Annotated in this window: 16 protein-coding genes; 3 read left to right on the top strand and 13 right to left on the bottom strand. The window is 35.7% G+C overall.

Features of this window, described 5'->3' with window-relative positions:
• Window positions 1-5 precede the first annotated feature (5 nt).
• From KXJ69_RS05930 to KXJ69_RS05920, 3 genes are read left to right on the top strand one after another with little or no spacing between them, the layout of a single operon-like run.
• Window positions 6-1,583, top strand: coding sequence for a phage tail sheath family protein (locus KXJ69_RS05930; protein ID WP_219052054.1), 1,578 nt, complete (start codon window positions 6-8; stop codon window positions 1,581-1,583).
• A gap of 32 nt (window positions 1,584-1,615) precedes the next feature.
• Window positions 1,616-2,077: a phage tail protein gene (locus KXJ69_RS05925; protein WP_219052053.1), complete on the top strand. Its 462-nt coding sequence runs from the start codon at window positions 1,616-1,618 to the stop codon at window positions 2,075-2,077.
• Window positions 2,070-2,588 (top strand): contractile injection system tape measure protein, encoded by a 519-nt coding sequence (locus tag KXJ69_RS05920; RefSeq protein WP_219052052.1) that lies wholly within the window; start codon window positions 2,070-2,072, stop codon window positions 2,586-2,588. Before KXJ69_RS05925 ends, KXJ69_RS05920 begins: the two co-directional genes overlap by 8 nt.
• 54 nt (window positions 2,589-2,642) lie before the next feature.
• Here the strand turns inward: KXJ69_RS05920 and KXJ69_RS05915 are convergent, their stop codons facing one another.
• From KXJ69_RS05915 to KXJ69_RS05860, 13 genes are all read right to left on the bottom strand, one after another.
• Window positions 2,643-3,245, bottom strand: coding sequence for a DinB family protein (locus KXJ69_RS05915; protein WP_219052051.1), 603 nt, complete (start codon window positions 3,243-3,245; stop codon window positions 2,643-2,645).
• A gap of 151 nt (window positions 3,246-3,396) precedes the next feature.
• Window positions 3,397-4,257, bottom strand: a complete 861-nt coding sequence (locus KXJ69_RS05910; RefSeq protein ID WP_219052050.1) for an OmpA/MotB family protein — start codon at window positions 4,255-4,257, stop codon at window positions 3,397-3,399.
• A gap of 144 nt (window positions 4,258-4,401) precedes the next feature.
• Window positions 4,402-5,262, bottom strand: a complete 861-nt coding sequence (locus tag KXJ69_RS05905; protein ID WP_219052049.1) for an OmpA/MotB family protein — start codon at window positions 5,260-5,262, stop codon at window positions 4,402-4,404.
• Between the two features lie 84 nt (window positions 5,263-5,346).
• Window positions 5,347-6,339, bottom strand: a complete 993-nt coding sequence (locus KXJ69_RS05900) for a glycosyltransferase family 2 protein (protein WP_219052048.1) — start codon at window positions 6,337-6,339, stop codon at window positions 5,347-5,349.
• A gap of 68 nt (window positions 6,340-6,407) precedes the next feature.
• Window positions 6,408-7,514, bottom strand: coding sequence for a ligand-binding sensor domain-containing protein (locus KXJ69_RS05895; RefSeq protein WP_219052047.1), 1,107 nt, complete (start codon window positions 7,512-7,514; stop codon window positions 6,408-6,410).
• A gap of 24 nt (window positions 7,515-7,538) precedes the next feature.
• Window positions 7,539-9,233 carry a sodium:solute symporter family protein gene (locus tag KXJ69_RS05890; RefSeq protein ID WP_219052046.1) on the bottom strand — a complete coding sequence of 565 codons (1,695 nt, stop codon included), beginning with the start codon at window positions 9,231-9,233 and terminating at the stop codon, window positions 7,539-7,541.
• Complete coding sequence (locus tag KXJ69_RS13680) at window positions 9,234-9,365, bottom strand: hypothetical protein (RefSeq protein WP_255571227.1); 132 nt, start codon at window positions 9,363-9,365, stop codon at window positions 9,234-9,236.
• Window positions 9,365-11,866 carry a PIG-L family deacetylase gene (locus tag KXJ69_RS05885; protein WP_219052045.1) on the bottom strand — a complete coding sequence of 834 codons (2,502 nt, stop codon included), beginning with the start codon at window positions 11,864-11,866 and terminating at the stop codon, window positions 9,365-9,367. Before KXJ69_RS05885 ends, KXJ69_RS13680 begins: the two co-directional genes overlap by 1 nt.
• 18 nt (window positions 11,867-11,884) lie before the next feature.
• Window positions 11,885-12,439, bottom strand: a complete 555-nt coding sequence (locus tag KXJ69_RS05880) for a mechanosensitive ion channel domain-containing protein (RefSeq protein WP_219052044.1) — start codon at window positions 12,437-12,439, stop codon at window positions 11,885-11,887.
• 4 nt (window positions 12,440-12,443) lie between these two features.
• Window positions 12,444-13,349 (bottom strand): septum formation inhibitor Maf, encoded by a 906-nt coding sequence (locus KXJ69_RS05875; protein ID WP_219052043.1) that lies wholly within the window; start codon window positions 13,347-13,349, stop codon window positions 12,444-12,446.
• Between the two features lie 32 nt (window positions 13,350-13,381).
• Entirely contained in the window at window positions 13,382-13,969 is a 588-nt protein-coding gene (locus KXJ69_RS05870) for a Maf family nucleotide pyrophosphatase (protein ID WP_219052042.1), read from the bottom strand.
• An 11-nt stretch (window positions 13,970-13,980) separates the two neighbouring features.
• The gene (locus KXJ69_RS05865) at window positions 13,981-14,574 is read right to left on the bottom strand and encodes a GNAT family N-acetyltransferase (RefSeq protein WP_219052041.1); all 594 of its coding nucleotides are present in this window, start codon (window positions 14,572-14,574) and stop codon (window positions 13,981-13,983) included.
• Entirely contained in the window at window positions 14,571-15,488 is a 918-nt protein-coding gene (locus tag KXJ69_RS05860; RefSeq protein WP_219052040.1) for a geranylgeranylglycerol-phosphate geranylgeranyltransferase, read from the bottom strand. Before KXJ69_RS05860 ends, KXJ69_RS05865 begins: the two co-directional genes overlap by 4 nt.
• Between the last annotated feature and the right edge of the window lie 7 nt (window positions 15,489-15,495).

The raw sequence follows: 15,495 nt of genomic DNA, 5'->3' as shown, positions 1-15,495 counted from the left end.
ATATTATGAACCTACCACCTATTAAAACTCCTGGGATTTATATTAATGAAGAGAGTGCTTTTCCGAATTCGGTAGTTCCTGTACCCACCGCGGTTCCAGCATTTATTGGATATACGCCCAAAGCAACCTACAATGGAAAATCGTATACAAATGTACCTTTAAGAATTTCTTCATTTGCAGAGTTTCAAGCTATCTATTGTTATCCTAATCCACCTGCGCCAGCGAGTCCCGCCAAACAATACACTCCAGAGTATTATGTTGTAAAACAGAATCAGGAGCATGAAAACATGGGCTTTATGTTAAACGATGGTAATTATTATGCTATTGCACCAGACCCCAATACCATTTACTACTTTTACAATAGCATCCGATTGTTTTATGAAAATGGGGGAGCAGATGCCTATATAGTTTCGGTGGGCACCTACGGTCCTCCGTCAAAAAAGCCTCTTAGTCCAGAACAACAAATAGTTAATCCTAATGTAAAATTGGATGATCTTTTAAATGGTGTTCATTTACTTAAAAATGAAGATGAGCCTACAATGTATATCTGCCCAGAAGCAACACTATTAACTCTAGAAGATAACGGAACATTGATGCAATCCATGTTACTCCAAAATGAGGAAATGGGAACGGCTATAAGTATTTTTGATGTAATAGGTGGAAGGAATCCAGATCCTATTATGTATACCGACGATATCACTAATTTTAGAAATAATACTGGTGCTAAAGGGTTAAGTTATGGAGTGGCATATTATCCTTTTGTGGGAACAACTATTATGCAGAACACAGATATTGATTATACCAATTTATTTGGTGGCGATATAAAACAGTTAGAGCCAATTCTTAATCCTTCATCAGCACCAAATCAAAGTGTAGCACCTATTTTAACATCCATTGAAAACGGGGATTCAAGCCTAACCGTTTCACAACTTAATAATTCGCTTTTAAGTGCTAGTAAGGATTATTCTATTATTATAAAACATGTGTTAGAATCCGCAAATATATTACCTCCTAGTGGGGGTATGGCAGGCGTTATAACCACCATGGATAATGAAATAGGAGTGTGGCAAGCTCCGGCAAACACTAGTATTGTTGGAGCATATAGATTACCTATTCAACTATCTGAAGCACAACAAGGCCCTTTAAATGTAGATGCTGTTTCAGGCAAATCTATTAATGCCATTAGATATTTTAACGGATTGGGAATTTTAGTTTGGGGTGCACGTACCTTAGATGGTAATAATTTAGATTGGAAATATCTACCTGTTCGACGTACACTTATATATTTAGAGCAGTCCTGTAAGCTTGCAACTCATGCCTATGTTTTTGAGCCTAATGATAAAAACACTTGGGAGGGTGTAAAGGCTATGATAAGTAGTTTTTTAACAACTGTTTGGAAAGAAGGAGGTTTGCAGGGAGCAAGTCCTTCAGATGCTTTTCAAGTGGAATGTGGTCTAGGAAGTACCATGACATCAGAAGATATTTTGCTTGGTTTTTTGAGAGTAACTGTTAAAGTTGCTGTTACACATCCCGCTGAATTTATAGTAATATCTTTTGTTCAGGAGATGCAAAAATCAAGTTAAATCAATATTTACCAATATTAAAAAATAATAGTATGGCAACAGACGGAAGTAAAGAAGGCTCAACGTGGCCTATGCCGAAGTTTCGATTTGAAGTCGATCTTGGAACCGAATTGGAAGGAGTAGCCTTTCAGGAAGTTTCTGGATTGGATGTGGAAAACCAGATTATTGAATATCGAAAAAACAACAACCCCATATTTTCTGCCGAAAATTTGCCGGGAATTGTAAAGTATGGCAATGTTACTATGAAGCGTGGTGTCTTTGTAAATGACAATGCCTTTTGGAATTGGCACAAGGAAATCTCTATGAATACCATTAAAAGAAGAACAGTATTGATAAAATTGTTAGATGAAAATGGCGCTGTGACAATACAATGGCAACTGAACAACGCTTGGCCCACCAAAATTACGAGCACCGATTTAAAATCGGATGGGAATGAAGTTGCCATAGATACTTTAGAATTAGCATATGAACAAATAATAATAAGCGATGAATAATGCGCACCAAACAATCGCCATAAGAAATGCAGGGCTAGTATTGTTAAATGGATATTTCCCTTTGCTTTTTCAGCGATTGGGACTTGTTGATAATAACCAGTTTATTTCTAAAGAAGATCAATTTAAAGGTATTCATTGTTTGCAGTATTTAGCAACTGGGTTGTCAAACACAGAAGAATATCTTTTAGCGCTCAATAAAATTATTTGTGGAATACCCATTACACATCCAGTGCCAGAAGAAGTTAACATTACTGAGGCAGATAAGGAATTGATGAATGGTTTACTAGATGCGGCCATTGCTCATTGGTCTGCTATTGGAAACACTTCTATTGATGGTTTTAGAGGAAATTGGTTGGTAAGGGATGGTTTGCTTAGTGAAGAATCTAATCATTGGAATTTAACGGTTGAAAAAAAAGCCTACGATTTGTTAATTAATAGTTCTCCCTTTTCGTTTTCAATAATTAAATTTCCGTGGATGAAGAAACCCTTGGAAGTAAATTGGCCTTATTAAAAACAATGAACCCCCAGTTTTACTGAGGGTTCATTGTTTTAGAATGAATGGAAATTACATTCCAGGAAAATCATCATTTTCCATTACTTCCACAATTTGTAAAATGTGTCTTTCGGTATGACCAGACATAAACAAAAGGGCTTGATAGGCATCAATAGTACCAAAAGGCAATTGAGCGTAATGGTTTCTTAAATCGGCATTGGTAGATGAAACAAATTCCATATTCGATTTTCTTTTTTCCAAAAAGGCATTTAAGGTTTCTTCAAAGGAGCCAAATTTCCCGCTAGGTTCAAAGGCTTCAGACGTTTTTACTTTAGTACTTCTATCGACAATGATAGCCATAAGTTGTTCATCTGTCATTTTTACGTCCCCTCTTTTTGAAGGGTCTGCTGGAGTTTCTAGAGCACCCATTGCCATACCAAAGAGGTTATTTTCAGAAATCGCAATATGTTCTACACATTCTGCAATAGACCAAGAGTCTACATCACTTCGAAAGTTAAGCTGTTCTTCGCTCAACCCTTTAATAGTTGTTAAAAGGAGGTCGTGAGTTTTAGTCATTTCTGCAATGGCAGCTGCTCTTTCTTCTTTTGAAATTTGAGCTTGTAGTGTAGTAAAACCCATAAGAGTAATACATAAAATAGGTATTAATTTTTTCATTGTATTGATTTTTAGATTGTTATTATCCTAATAAATATTAAAGATAATTTTTTTTTGAATTGCTTAGGTCGGGAAGAAAAAAATAATTCAAACTGTAGCAATAAAAAACTCGACTGTAAAAGCCGAGTTTTTAAAGGATTAAAATAACATTTTAGTTTTCTTCTTCAGAAAGTGTTTTAAGTTCCTTTTCTATCATAGTGTAAAACTGGTCAATTTTTGGAAGCACGTAGATTTTTGTTCTTCTATTAATTGATTTGTTTTCAGCGGTATCGTTTGGTACTAAAGGAACGTATTCTCCACGACCCGCAGCAATTAACTGTATTGGATTGGCACCTAATTCCATTAATTTGCGAACTACTGCAGTGGCGCGTTTTGCGCTTAAGTCCCAGTTATCAAGTAGCAAGCCATTCTTATAGGGGACATTATCAGTATGTCCTTCAACAAGGGCCTCAAAATCTGGTTTACTATTAATTACAGTAGCTACTTTTCCTAAGATTTCGTTGGCTCTTACCGAAAGTTCATAACTTCCACTTTTAAACAGTACTTTATCACTTAATGAAATAAACACCACTCCTTTTTCTACATTAATTTGAATATCCTCATCGTTAAGTCCTACTTCTTTTTTCAAACTGGTAACTAGTGCTAGCGTAACACTGTCTTTTTTATTTAAAGCATCCTGAAGGCGGTTTATTTTTAGGTCTTTCTCTTTTAAACTTTCTAATGATTTTTCAAGATTGGTAGCGCCTTGTTGGGTAAGGATGGTAAGGTCTTTTGAGCTTTTAATAAGATCTTCTTTATCTTGTTTAAGGTCTATCACTCGTTTTTCTAGAGCAGCAATGGTTGCATTCGCCGCTGCTTTGTCTGCTTCACAAGCGTTTAATTTTACGGTTGTAGAGTTTAGTAAGTTTTGAGTCTTGTTTTGTTTTGCCTCAAGTTCTACGTACTTTTTTTTAGAAACACATGAACTCATCATGATTCCTGCAGAAAGTAAAAAAATGGCTATTTTTTTCATTTTGGGTGGATTTTATGATTCTATCAAAATTAAGTTATGTTTGTAAGAATTAATATGATTAAAATCACATATTTAGAGTGATTAATTTAAAAAAAAATCCCCAGCATTGCTGAGGATTTTACAATTGGTATATAAGCTAAGGAATTATTTTCCCTCCTTAGATAAAGTTTCAAGCTCTTCTTCAATCATACTATAGAACTGGTCAATTTTTGGCAACACATAAATTTTAGTTCTACGGTTTGTAGATTTGTTCTCAGCAGTTGTGTTAGGTACCAAAGGCACATATTCTCCACGTCCAGCAGCAATTAATTGAGCTGGATTTGCTCCTAGTTCTTTTAATTTACGAACTACGGCTGTGGCACGTTTTGCACTTAAATCCCAGTTGTCAAGCAACACACCGCTTCTATAAGGTACATTATCTGTATGACCTTCTACTAAAGCTTCAAAATCTGGCTTGCTATTAATTACAGTAGCCACTTTACCTAAGATTTCATTTGCTCTATTAGATAATTCGTAGCTTCCGCTTTTAAATAATACTTTATCACTTAACGAGATAAACACCACTCCTTTTTCTACATTAATTTGGATGTCTTGATCGTTAAGCCCTACCTCTTTCTTAAGACTTGTTACTAGCGCTAATGTTACACTGTCCTTTTTGTTAAGGGCATCCTGTAAACGGCTAATTTTAAGATCTTTTTCTTTTAAACTTTCCAATGATTTTTCAAGATTAGTAGCACCTTGTTTGGTTAGCATTGTAAGATCCTTTGAACTTTTAATTAAGTCGTCTTTATCTTGTTTAAGGTCTGCGACACGTTTCTCAAGGGCTGCAATAGTTGCATTAGCAGCTGCTTTGTCTGCTTCACACGCATTTAATTTTACGGTGGCAGTGTTCAATAAATCTTGGGTTTTCTTTTGCTTGGCTTCAAGTTCTGCGTATTGTTTTTTTGAAACACAGGAAGTTAAGACAAGTCCCGACATTAGCATTAATAAAAAGATTTTTTTCATAATAAGTTATAGATTTAGTTTGACCAAAATTAGCAATTAGCACTATCAAAAATAATGCCTTAACAATAATTTAAGTAAAAATTATTAAATATCGTTAAAGGTACGTCTTTTTTGGACGAAATATCGCCAAACGATAGATGGTGAGTGCCAGTATTTATTGGTTGTGGCGTATTTTTTTCTTTTTTGAAGGTATTTTGTCGACCATTTATAAAAACTAAAATGTGCTCTTAAAATGGCCCAAAAATGACCAAATTTTCCTTGAAATAGAAACTGAATTCCAGCCAAACCATCAAGAAGCAAACGAACAAAGATTAAAAAATACACTTTTGCACCCTTTCTATTCTTAAAGAGCACTAAAAGCGTGTTTCTAAAATTGTAGAATGTCTTTTGCGGATTGGCAGCACTTAAGGTAGCACCCCCTAAATGATATACCGTTGAGGTAGCTATATATTTAACGATACCACCTTGGCTTTGCAAACGCCAGCAAAGGTCTATTTCTTCTTGGTGTGCAAATAAGTCCTCATCAAAACCACCTGCATTCCAAAAGGGTTCACGCTTTACAAATAAGCAAGCACCAGACGCCCAAAAGATAGGAATGACATCATTGTATTGTCCTTTATCTTTTTCAATGGTATTAAAAATACGTCCGCGACAATAGGGATAACCAAGTTTATCAATAAATCCTCCGGCCGCTCCGGCATATTCAAAATAGTCTTTGTTTTTGTAATCGAGAATTTTGGGCTGAGCTGCTACTAGGTTCGGATTATTTCCGAAAGCCGAAAGGATAGGTGTGAGCCAGTTTTCGGTGACTTCTACGTCATTATTTAGTAGGATAAAGAGGTCTTCTTTCAATCCCTTTAAGGCATCGTTGTAACCTTTGGCATAGCCTCCATTTACTTCGTTTTGAATAATCTTTACCGAAGGAAAATGCTCTTTCACAAAGACTACACTATCATCTGTAGATGCATTATCTGCGACATAAACAGTAGCTTGAGAAGAATGTGTCACCACCGAGGGTAAAAACTGCTCTAGTAAGGCTTTCCCGTTCCAGTTTAAGATGACAATGGCAACATTCATAAAGGCAAAGTAATGGAAAAATTATAGGTATTCAATATTATAAATCTGATCCTTTTTCTTCAGGAACCCTATTTACCCCAAGGGCCCTGAGCAGTAACGGATGTAAAGGATGTTCCATCATAACGGAAAAGACCACCCCAACCGCCAAACCAAAATCGATCTTCCTTATCTTGATATATACTTAAAACACCATTGGTGTTTAATCCATGTTCCTCATTAAAACTCGTAAATGATTTCCCATTATAATTATATACACCATGGTTTTCGGCAGCGAACCAAATGGTCCCTTTTTTATCTTCATAAAAACTTCCCACCTCAATGCCTTTAATAATTCCTTTTTCTGTAAAATTGGTAAAGGATTTACCATTAAACATACTCACACCTCCAAAATTCGTTCCTATCCAAATATTCCCTCGGCTGTCCATCATCATTTCCGTCACATTATTATCGGGCAGTCCGTTTTCTTTGGTGTAAAATGTAAAATTGTTTCCGTCATATTTCGTTATTCCAAATCCATCGGTGCCAAACCAGAAAGCTCCATTTTTATCTTCTACAATGCTTGTAATTCGATTATAAGAGTACACAGTCGTGGAATTCTTTACTTTTGCTTTGGGAATGGGAAAAGGAATAAACTCTTTTCCATCAAAATGGCTGACCCCATTTGTAGTACCTACCCAAAATGTACCTTTACTATCTATTAAAATGCTCCAAACTTCATTACTATACGTATCTTGAACTTGTTTTGAAAATGTTGTAAAAGTTACCCCATCATATTTTATAAGCCCAGAAGCACTTCCAAACCAGACATTTCCTTTTTTGTCTTCTAAAATGCCTGTTATTCTACCATCAACACCATCTTTGTCATCAAAATATTTTAGTTTCTCTCCATCATAACGCATAATACCATACACATTGGTTCCAAACCAAAGTTGCCCATTTTTATCTTGATAAATTTTCCTTAAATGTTGACATAATTGCCCATCGATATAGAATAAAGGATCCTTTATTGAAGTTTGAAGATAGGGGAGACCACTATTTCGTAATGATGTTTGCTGAAATTTGGTAGCGATTGTACCTTTTGTTTGTAGGGTACTTTGCGAATCCTCAGTTTTTATTTGGCCGTTACATGAAACCATTAAAAGAGAAATAGAAACTACAAATAAAACCGATTTCATAAAGTAAAAGGTGTAATGTGAAATTTATTCAGTTGCAATTTTATTTTGCGCATTATTTAAGATTATTTCCAAAATGATAGCCAATGATATAACAAGTCCTGCTCCAGCAACATTTAACCAGAGATATGGCATCAAGTCTATCCACCAAATAATAATAATAACAATTTGAGTAATGATGGCTGCCCAGAAGGTTGCATTGGATTTTACAAACTTTATAAAGAAGGCTAATAAAAATACCCCTAAGATATTTCCATAAAAGATAGAACCAATAATATTCACCAACTGGATTAAATTATCAAATAGGTTGGCCGTGCAAGCAATAGCAATAGCAATAACGCCCCAAAGTAGGGTAAACCATCGAGAGGCACTTAGGTAATGACTTGGTGATTTCCCGCGTACATTTCGTCTGTATAAATCGATGGCCGTAGTAGAACCCAAAGCGTTCAATTCACTGGCGGTGGAAGACATGGCTGCACTTAAAATGACAGCCAATAATAATCCTATGAGTCCGCGAGGTAATTGAGTAAGGATAAAATGAATAAAAACGTAGTCTTTATCGTTGGTTTCAGCCTTTGGATTTGCTTTTTTAATGATATCCTTGGAAGCTTGACGAAGCTCTTTCTCAGTATTATTTAGTTGTGCAATGTTGGATAGTATTACTTCTTTTTCTGAAGTATCTTCAGTACGGGCATAGGCAAGCTGTTGTCTTTCTATGTTAGATTGAAGTTCCGTTTTTTGTGCTTCCAATGCTTTGTATTCGATAGCATATTCAGACTTCATGACGTCTTTAACGGCCGACGGATTAAAATTAAGAGGGGAAGCATTAAACTGATAAAACACAAATACCATGACCCCAATTAGAAGAATAAAAAACTGCATAGGTACTTTTAAAAATCCATTCATTATCAGCCCCATTTGGCTTTGTTTTACTGACCGTCCAGAAAGGTACCGTTGCACCTGACTTTGATCGGTACCGAAATAGGCTAGCGCGAGAAAAGTTCCACCAATGATTCCGCTCCAAAAAGTGTATCGATTTTCGAAATCGAAAGAGAAATCTAAAATATCCATCTTTCCATTAGCACCTGCAATTTCAAGAGCTTTGTTGAAGGAAATATCGAGGGGTAAGTAATTCAGAATAATTAAAAAGGCTAAAAACATGCCGCCAAAAATCACACCCATTTGCTGCTTTTGCGTAATACTTACCGCTTTGGTACCACCACTCACGACATAAATAATTACCAGAATCCCGATAATAATATTGAGGTAGAAAAGATTCCATCCAAGGACTGCCGAAAGAATAATGGAGGGTGCAAAAATGGTAATTCCAGCCGAAAGCCCCCGCTGAATTAAAAAGATAAGTGCGGTAAGGGTACGAGTTTTAAGGTCGAAGCGACCTTCGAGGTATTCGTATGCCGTAAAGACCTTCATTTTATGATATAACGGGATAAACACCAAACTAATGATGACCATGGCTATAGGCAATCCAAAATAAAACTGCACAAAGCCCATTCCGTCGTGAAAGGCTTGCCCAGGAGTAGATAAAAAGGTTATCGCACTGGCTTGAGTTGCCATCACGCTTAGCCCTATGGTCCACCAGTTGGATTCGCTACCTCCCTTTAGATAATCGGTAACATTTTTGTTTCCGCGCGCTTTGTACATCCCATAAAGGACAATAAAAGCCAGGGTGCCAAGTAAAACTATCCAGTCGATTCTTTCCATCTACGAATAGCTTTTCATTAATAAATAAAAAAGAATAATGTAAACGGCGTTAAGCAGTAGTACCCAGGTGTATTTAAATTTCCAACTGAATTTTACAGGAATATCTTCTTGTGAGGTTTTTTCGTGTTCCATTATTTTCCTAAAGATAATAGATTTGCAAATAATCTGTAAGCCCCCGATACACCTGCGGGTAATTCCCTAAAAAAGCTTAGGCCTGTATACACATAATGACCTTTTCCCACTCGGGCAACCAATAGTGACCCTTTTGTTTCTGTTTCATCTTTATCATTCATCCCTAAAATAGGGGTGTAGCCTTTGTCCCATTCATTCGGAAAGTACAAACCGCGTTCTTGAACCCAACCTTCAAAATCTTTTTGCGTAAGCTTATTAGGAAAGTTTAAAACATTATGATTTGGAACTAAAAAGGATACGGCGGCATTTTCGTCGGTAACCCGATCTCTTGATAATTTTAAGGGTAGTGGCGCAAAGTCTTCTGTTACTAGGCCTCTGGAGGTATTGTATTGTACTATTAAAGTCCCTCCCTTACTTACATACTCATCTAGGACAGGTTTTTTGAATGCCATCTCATCCACCGTATTATAAGCTCTAATTCCAACTACAATAGCATCAAAGTGTTTTATATTTTCTGAAGTAATTTCTGAAGGAGCAATGGTGGTTACTTGATATCCTATTTGCTTTAAACTTTCCGGAATAGCATCACCTGCGCCGTTAATATAACCTATACTTTCGCCTCGTTTCTCTATAGGAATCCGAACAATTTTTGCCTGAGAAGGCATTAACACATTCTGAAACGGAATATGATCGTAATCTATGGTAATTAATTCTTTGTCACTAAAAACATCACCCACTTGAGCTAAAGGTTTTAAATAACCCTCACTTTGGTCTTTAGGAGGGGTTACTTTAAAAATTAGTGTTTGTGTGGCTCCTTTGGGTCCTAATGAAAAGGATTGTTCTTGAGGAAAGACTACCCAACCTTTGGGATGTTGTAATGAAATGGTGCCTGTAATATTTTCACGACCTCCTTTTACGATAACAGGGATTTCTTTTGTGTCGCTATTTGAAAAAATAATAACCTTTTCTGCAATAGAAGTAGTAACAACAGGTAATACTTCGAAGGGTTGATAGACTTCTCCCTTAACAGGGTCATTATATTTGTACGTAATATTTCTTTCGAATGCAATTTGTTTCCCTGCAATGGTCATATTAAAAGTAACAGGAAATGGGTTCTTTCTCTCGGGGAGCCCAATAAGGCTTTCATCGTTTACGTTGTACATTCCTAAAGTGCCTTTTTCATTTAACCAATAAGGAGCAGAAAAAGTTGTTGCATGAAAAGTATTTTCTACACTTTTCACTGAATAGGGCTCATTATTTTCTAAAGGAGTTGCCACTAAGGTGGTGGGGAAACTGATTACGGATGAAGTAACGGAATTCAACTTCATATTAATACCAGAACGATTAATAGCTTCCACAGTTACAGTTATATTTCCTTTTGGAGAAACAGTTTGTTGGTCTGAAACAGCTTCTAAAAATAAACCCGCACAATCGGCAATTAGCTGCTTTAGTGCTTCTAGTTTTATATTTCTCCAATGGTCTTCAGGTAAATTTTGAAGTAATTGATAGGCTTCCATCAATTTTGGAATATGGCTTGAAGGGTTTTTAAAGTTGAAATTTTCCTCAATGGGATATAATATGTCACCCACCTTTTTTCCACCTTCAATTCGGGACCAAGTCGTGTTTATGCCTTCAAAAAGGTTACTTCTATCTTTTGGCATATCACCTTTTAATAATTCTAAATATTCAGTTTCAGAACCTCTAGAACCAGTATTTCCAAATCCTTGGGACTTATGCATACTTCGACTAAGGGCGGCAATTTCTCCATTGGATAACCCTAGATTTGGATAATAGTTTCCAGTTTCAACTTCCACTAGATTCGTTTTATCTGCTTTTTCAAAATTTTCACGGCTTCCATAAAACCACCAAGAAGTGTTAAAAAATAATCGTTTGGGCTGCCAAGCACCATAAGTTGAAGCAGAACTAGGATATTTTGAAGCGTCACCTACCAAATCCCAAGCATCAAAACTTAACATTGCCGAGGAGGTGTGGTGCCCATGTGTGCTTCCTGGGGTGCGATGATTAAATCGGTTTACTATAATATCGGGTTGAAATCTTCGTATGGTGCGCACTACATCGCCTAAAACTTCTTCTTTATTCCAAATTTCAAGTGTTTCATCAGGATGTTTGGAATAACCAAAGTCATTAGCGCGTGTAAAGAATTGTTGGCCTCCGTCGGTGCGTCGAGCAGCTAATAATTCCAGCGTTCTTATTACTCCAAGAAGTTCACTTAATTCGGTTCCTATAAGGTTTTGACCTCCATCTCCACGGGTAATAGATAAATAGGCAGTTTGTGCTTTTACATCATTTGCAAGATAGGAGATGAGTCGTGTGTTTTCATCATCGGGATGTGCAGCAATATAAAGTGCAGAACCTAAAAAATTTAATTTTTGAAGATTGTGATAAATTTCGGAAACACTTGGTTTTTTAGGTGATTGAGCAACCGCTTGCGAAATGAATATAATAAGTAATAAAGTTGTTTTTAGTATTTTTCTATACATATAAAAATCCTTTAAGTTTTAATCAATATTGTGCTGGCTATTTTCCTCTTCCTCCAAAAGAAATTCTTCTACTTCATTAGGTTTTACAACACTTACTCCTTTTTGAAGCATTAAACTATTGGGGTAAGTGATAAGACGGTTATCTGGTGTTTTTAATAAGATGTGAAATCCTTTTATATCCTCAATAGTGCCTTGAAAATCATATTCTTTGTCATGGATAACAATGTAATCCCCAATTTTATAAGGAAACGTAAAAAACATAATGACTCCACTTGTAATGTTGCTTAAAATAGACCATTGTGCAAAAAGAGCAACTCCTATTACCGCAAAAACAGACGATAAGACAACTCCTACGCTGCTAAAATCTACTCCCCAAATAAGAATAGAACTAAGTACAATTCCGAAGATAATTGCAAAATCAATATACTTTATAATGAGACCTGTACGGTGCTCTACCTTTTCAGATTTATTTGCAAACCGATTTACAACGGCAATTAAAATAAATCTGATAATTATATGAAGCAAGACTATGCTTGCCGTAAGAATAATTTCGAAAGCGTAATTTTCAAACATAAATTTAATTAAGTAATAGTGAGTCTCTTAAAAATTCAAACTGAGTACCATTTTGCGACCAATACTTCGATTTTATTCGCCGTAATTTTTCAGCTGTCGTTTTAAGTCCATTTGGATGTGTTTCTTCCCAGCGCTCTATTTCATAAGGTGATTGGCTATTAAAATAAAAAGCTAAAGATCTTTTTATTTCAGGATATTCTAGTGTGTATGTTGAGAGCGAATCCCCTTGCATTAATTTTCCGTAGGCATTTTTTGATTCTATCTTTTGATGGCTCATTCTGAAATACTCAAAACTTGGCAAGACACTGAGGTCTCCAGTAGGTAATTGATTAGGGTTAATACGAATAAGATTCCAAATTTCACTCTCTAACCATGTTTTTGTAAGGGAAAGACTTTGATCTGCTTCTCCTTCAAAATAAGAATGAGAGATAATTTCAAATTCTTTTCTGTTATTAAGTTGTACATAAGCCTGCCCACACCATTCCTGCATGCTAAACGAAAGCTTAACAGCATGTTGCGTAGAATTTAACGGACTAAAAGCGCTTGTCATAACCGAATATGGATAAATACCCGTAACGTATTTCTTTACCTGATTTAGTTTTAAAACAGGTATGTTTTCTTCAGAAATGTTGTTAGCTTTCACCTGTGCCTCAGGTAAAAAATCCTCTGTTACAAAAATGTTTACCGCTTTGCCTTTTCGTAGCTCCCCATAGCGTTCTTGTAGCAAGTTGTAGGATGTAATTTCAGCATTTCCATCATACCAATAGGTTTTAAACTCTTCTGGAAGGTTTCTTTTGATAGCATTTTCATTTTGTGATGCAGGGATAAGATTGTTTTCAGAATTTTTACACCCAACAAATACAAATAAACTTAGAAAAGGCGCAATAATAATTGCTTTGAAAACTGGCATTTAGAATTGTTTTTTGTAAAAATAACACAAAATCAACGGTTGGCAATCCCCATTAACGTTTTATAAACAAGTCTTGTGGGAAGCCCCATCACATTAAAAAAGCAACCTTCCAATTTTTCTACTCCCATATATCCCAGCCAATCTTGAATGCCATAGCTACCAGCTTTGTCAAATGGCTTGCAGGTGTTGAGGTAATATTTAATTTCTTCTAGGGTAAATTCATTAAACCACACTTTAGTGCAATCGTTTACCGTGATCTGAAAGTCTTTTGATGTAAAGCATACTGATGTATATACCTCGTGCATATTACCACTTAAATGTTGCAGCATTTGCACGGCATCATCAAAATCTTTAGGTTTTCCAATGGCTTCATGGTCCTTCCAAACAATTGTGTCGCTGGTGATTATGATATCCTTTTCTGAAATGTCTTTAAAAACCGAAGCCTTTAATTGTGCCAAATAATCGGTAATTTCTGAGGCCTTTAAATGAGAAGGATACACTTCCTCCACTTCGCGAACATCAATAGTGAAATCAACATCCAATTCTTTAAAGAAATGATGTCTTCGAGGAGATCCAGAGGCAAGAATGATATGATAGTTTTTTAACTTTTCTTTTAGCATACATTAGTTTTTCAGTTCAATTTATTTAGCAAAAGGGATTTCACATTTGCGGTCCATTCATCTTTTAAAATACTTAAAACAATACTATCTCTCCTGCCATCCATAGCTTTACAATTACTTCGTAAAACACCTTCAACGGTACAACCTATACTTTGCATGGCCGCAATACTTCTCTTGTTGTTGTTGTCGGCTCTAAATTCTACTCGGTCAACTCCAACTGTTTCAAAAGCAAATTTGAGAAGTAGGTATTTACAATGTTTATTTAAACCTGTTCCTTGAAATGCCTTACCATACCAAGTGTAGCCTAACTGCAAGGTGTTATGTTGTATCTGAATATCATAAAACCGCGTACTGCCAGCATATTGATGTGTTCTTTTATCATAAACTATAAAAGGGTAGGAGTCAAGCTGCTCCCTTTTTGCAAGCGCTAGTTCCATATATTTTTTCAGATTTTCTTCACCATTCGCAGGGACTAGCGAATAGGTCCAGAGTTCAGGTTCGTTTAAAGAAAAAGGAAGTAAATGAGATATATCTTCCTTTACTAAAGGACGAAGAAGTACCCTGTCGTTTTCTATAATATTCGCTGCTTCAAAATTAAAATTCATAGGGTATGGATGATTTGAGCATAGAAGGGAATGGAACAAACCCCTAAAAACATAATAACTTTTAGTAGTAGTGAAAGTAACTTATAGTCTTTTGATTTTTTAGCACTCCATGCTTTTATTGAAAAAACAAGCAAAGGACCACCCAATAAAAAGATATAATAGAATAGTAAAAGGGTATGCTGATAAAGGTTGTTAAAGGCAAATATTAATATCATAAATAGAGAAAATATTCCCAAACAAAATGCAAGGGTGGTCGTTCTAGAAATACCTATAACCATAGGCAATGTAGTTCTTTCACCATTTTTATCGCCATTAATATCTTGAATATCCTTTACAATTTCTCTCAAAAAATTAAAATAAAAGGCAGCCACTGCATATCCCAAAACAGTTTTCGAAAGTAGTAATTGAAGGGGTTTTTCTAATTCATTTAAAACGGGGAAAATATCAAAAAGGACAACTATTAAAAGGCTAAATCCTACTAAAACTGATACCAGTAAATTTCCAATTAATAGCATCAATTTTATAAAAGTGGCATACCAATAGAGTAGTGCAGCCACAAGAATAAATACTACTGCTAAACTGGGCTTTTGAACAATATTTGAAACCATAAAACCTAATATAACCCCAATGGAGGTAAGGAAAATATAGTAATTATAAGCAGCTTTTTCGGAAATAGATTTTCCGACTATAAGCTTGTGGGGCTTGTTGATTTTATCAATGGCTACATCTTGAATGTCGTTAATAACATTTCCCCCAGCGGCAATACAAATGGTTGCTAATGCTAAAATTGAAAAAGTGAGTGGAGTTAAGGCAAGTGAAACTTCAAAGGGTTCAAATAGCGTGTATTTTATCAACACCATTGCCAAAATGATGAGCAAAAGGTTTATGGGTCGTATGATTTTTAAATATGCCAACACGGAA

The organism is Halomarinibacterium sedimenti (assembly GCF_019312585.1).
Taxonomy (GTDB): Bacteria; Bacteroidota; Bacteroidia; order Flavobacteriales; family Flavobacteriaceae; genus Halomarinibacterium; species Halomarinibacterium sedimenti.
This window is presented reverse-complemented; position numbering and strand designations above follow the sequence as displayed.

What these genes read in the sequence shown, in the direction of transcription:
- KXJ69_RS05930 (WP_219052054.1), top strand. Translation starts at nt 6, where the DNA reads ATGAACCTACCACCTATTAAAACTCCTGGGATTTATATTAATGAAGAG.
- KXJ69_RS05925 (WP_219052053.1), top strand. Translation starts at nt 1,616, where the DNA reads ATGGCAACAGACGGAAGTAAAGAAGGCTCAACGTGGCCTATGCCGAAG.
- KXJ69_RS05920 (WP_219052052.1), top strand. Translation starts at nt 2,070, where the DNA reads ATGAATAATGCGCACCAAACAATCGCCATAAGAAATGCAGGGCTAGTA.
- KXJ69_RS05915 (WP_219052051.1), bottom strand. Translation starts at nt 3,245, where the DNA reads ATGAAAAAATTAATACCTATTTTATGTATTACTCTTATGGGTTTTACT.
- KXJ69_RS05910 (WP_219052050.1), bottom strand. Translation starts at nt 4,257, where the DNA reads ATGAAAAAAATAGCCATTTTTTTACTTTCTGCAGGAATCATGATGAGT.
- KXJ69_RS05905 (WP_219052049.1), bottom strand. Translation starts at nt 5,262, where the DNA reads ATGAAAAAAATCTTTTTATTAATGCTAATGTCGGGACTTGTCTTAACT.
- KXJ69_RS05900 (WP_219052048.1), bottom strand. Translation starts at nt 6,339, where the DNA reads ATGAATGTTGCCATTGTCATCTTAAACTGGAACGGGAAAGCCTTACTA.
- KXJ69_RS05895 (WP_219052047.1), bottom strand. Translation starts at nt 7,514, where the DNA reads ATGAAATCGGTTTTATTTGTAGTTTCTATTTCTCTTTTAATGGTTTCA.
- KXJ69_RS05890 (WP_219052046.1), bottom strand. Translation starts at nt 9,233, where the DNA reads ATGGAAAGAATCGACTGGATAGTTTTACTTGGCACCCTGGCTTTTATT.
- KXJ69_RS13680 (WP_255571227.1), bottom strand. Translation starts at nt 9,365, where the DNA reads ATGGAACACGAAAAAACCTCACAAGAAGATATTCCTGTAAAATTCAGT.
- KXJ69_RS05885 (WP_219052045.1), bottom strand. Translation starts at nt 11,866, where the DNA reads ATGTATAGAAAAATACTAAAAACAACTTTATTACTTATTATATTCATT.
- KXJ69_RS05880 (WP_219052044.1), bottom strand. Translation starts at nt 12,439, where the DNA reads ATGTTTGAAAATTACGCTTTCGAAATTATTCTTACGGCAAGCATAGTC.
- KXJ69_RS05875 (WP_219052043.1), bottom strand. Translation starts at nt 13,349, where the DNA reads ATGCCAGTTTTCAAAGCAATTATTATTGCGCCTTTTCTAAGTTTATTT.
- KXJ69_RS05870 (WP_219052042.1), bottom strand. Translation starts at nt 13,969, where the DNA reads ATGCTAAAAGAAAAGTTAAAAAACTATCATATCATTCTTGCCTCTGGA.
- KXJ69_RS05865 (WP_219052041.1), bottom strand. Translation starts at nt 14,574, where the DNA reads ATGAATTTTAATTTTGAAGCAGCGAATATTATAGAAAACGACAGGGTA.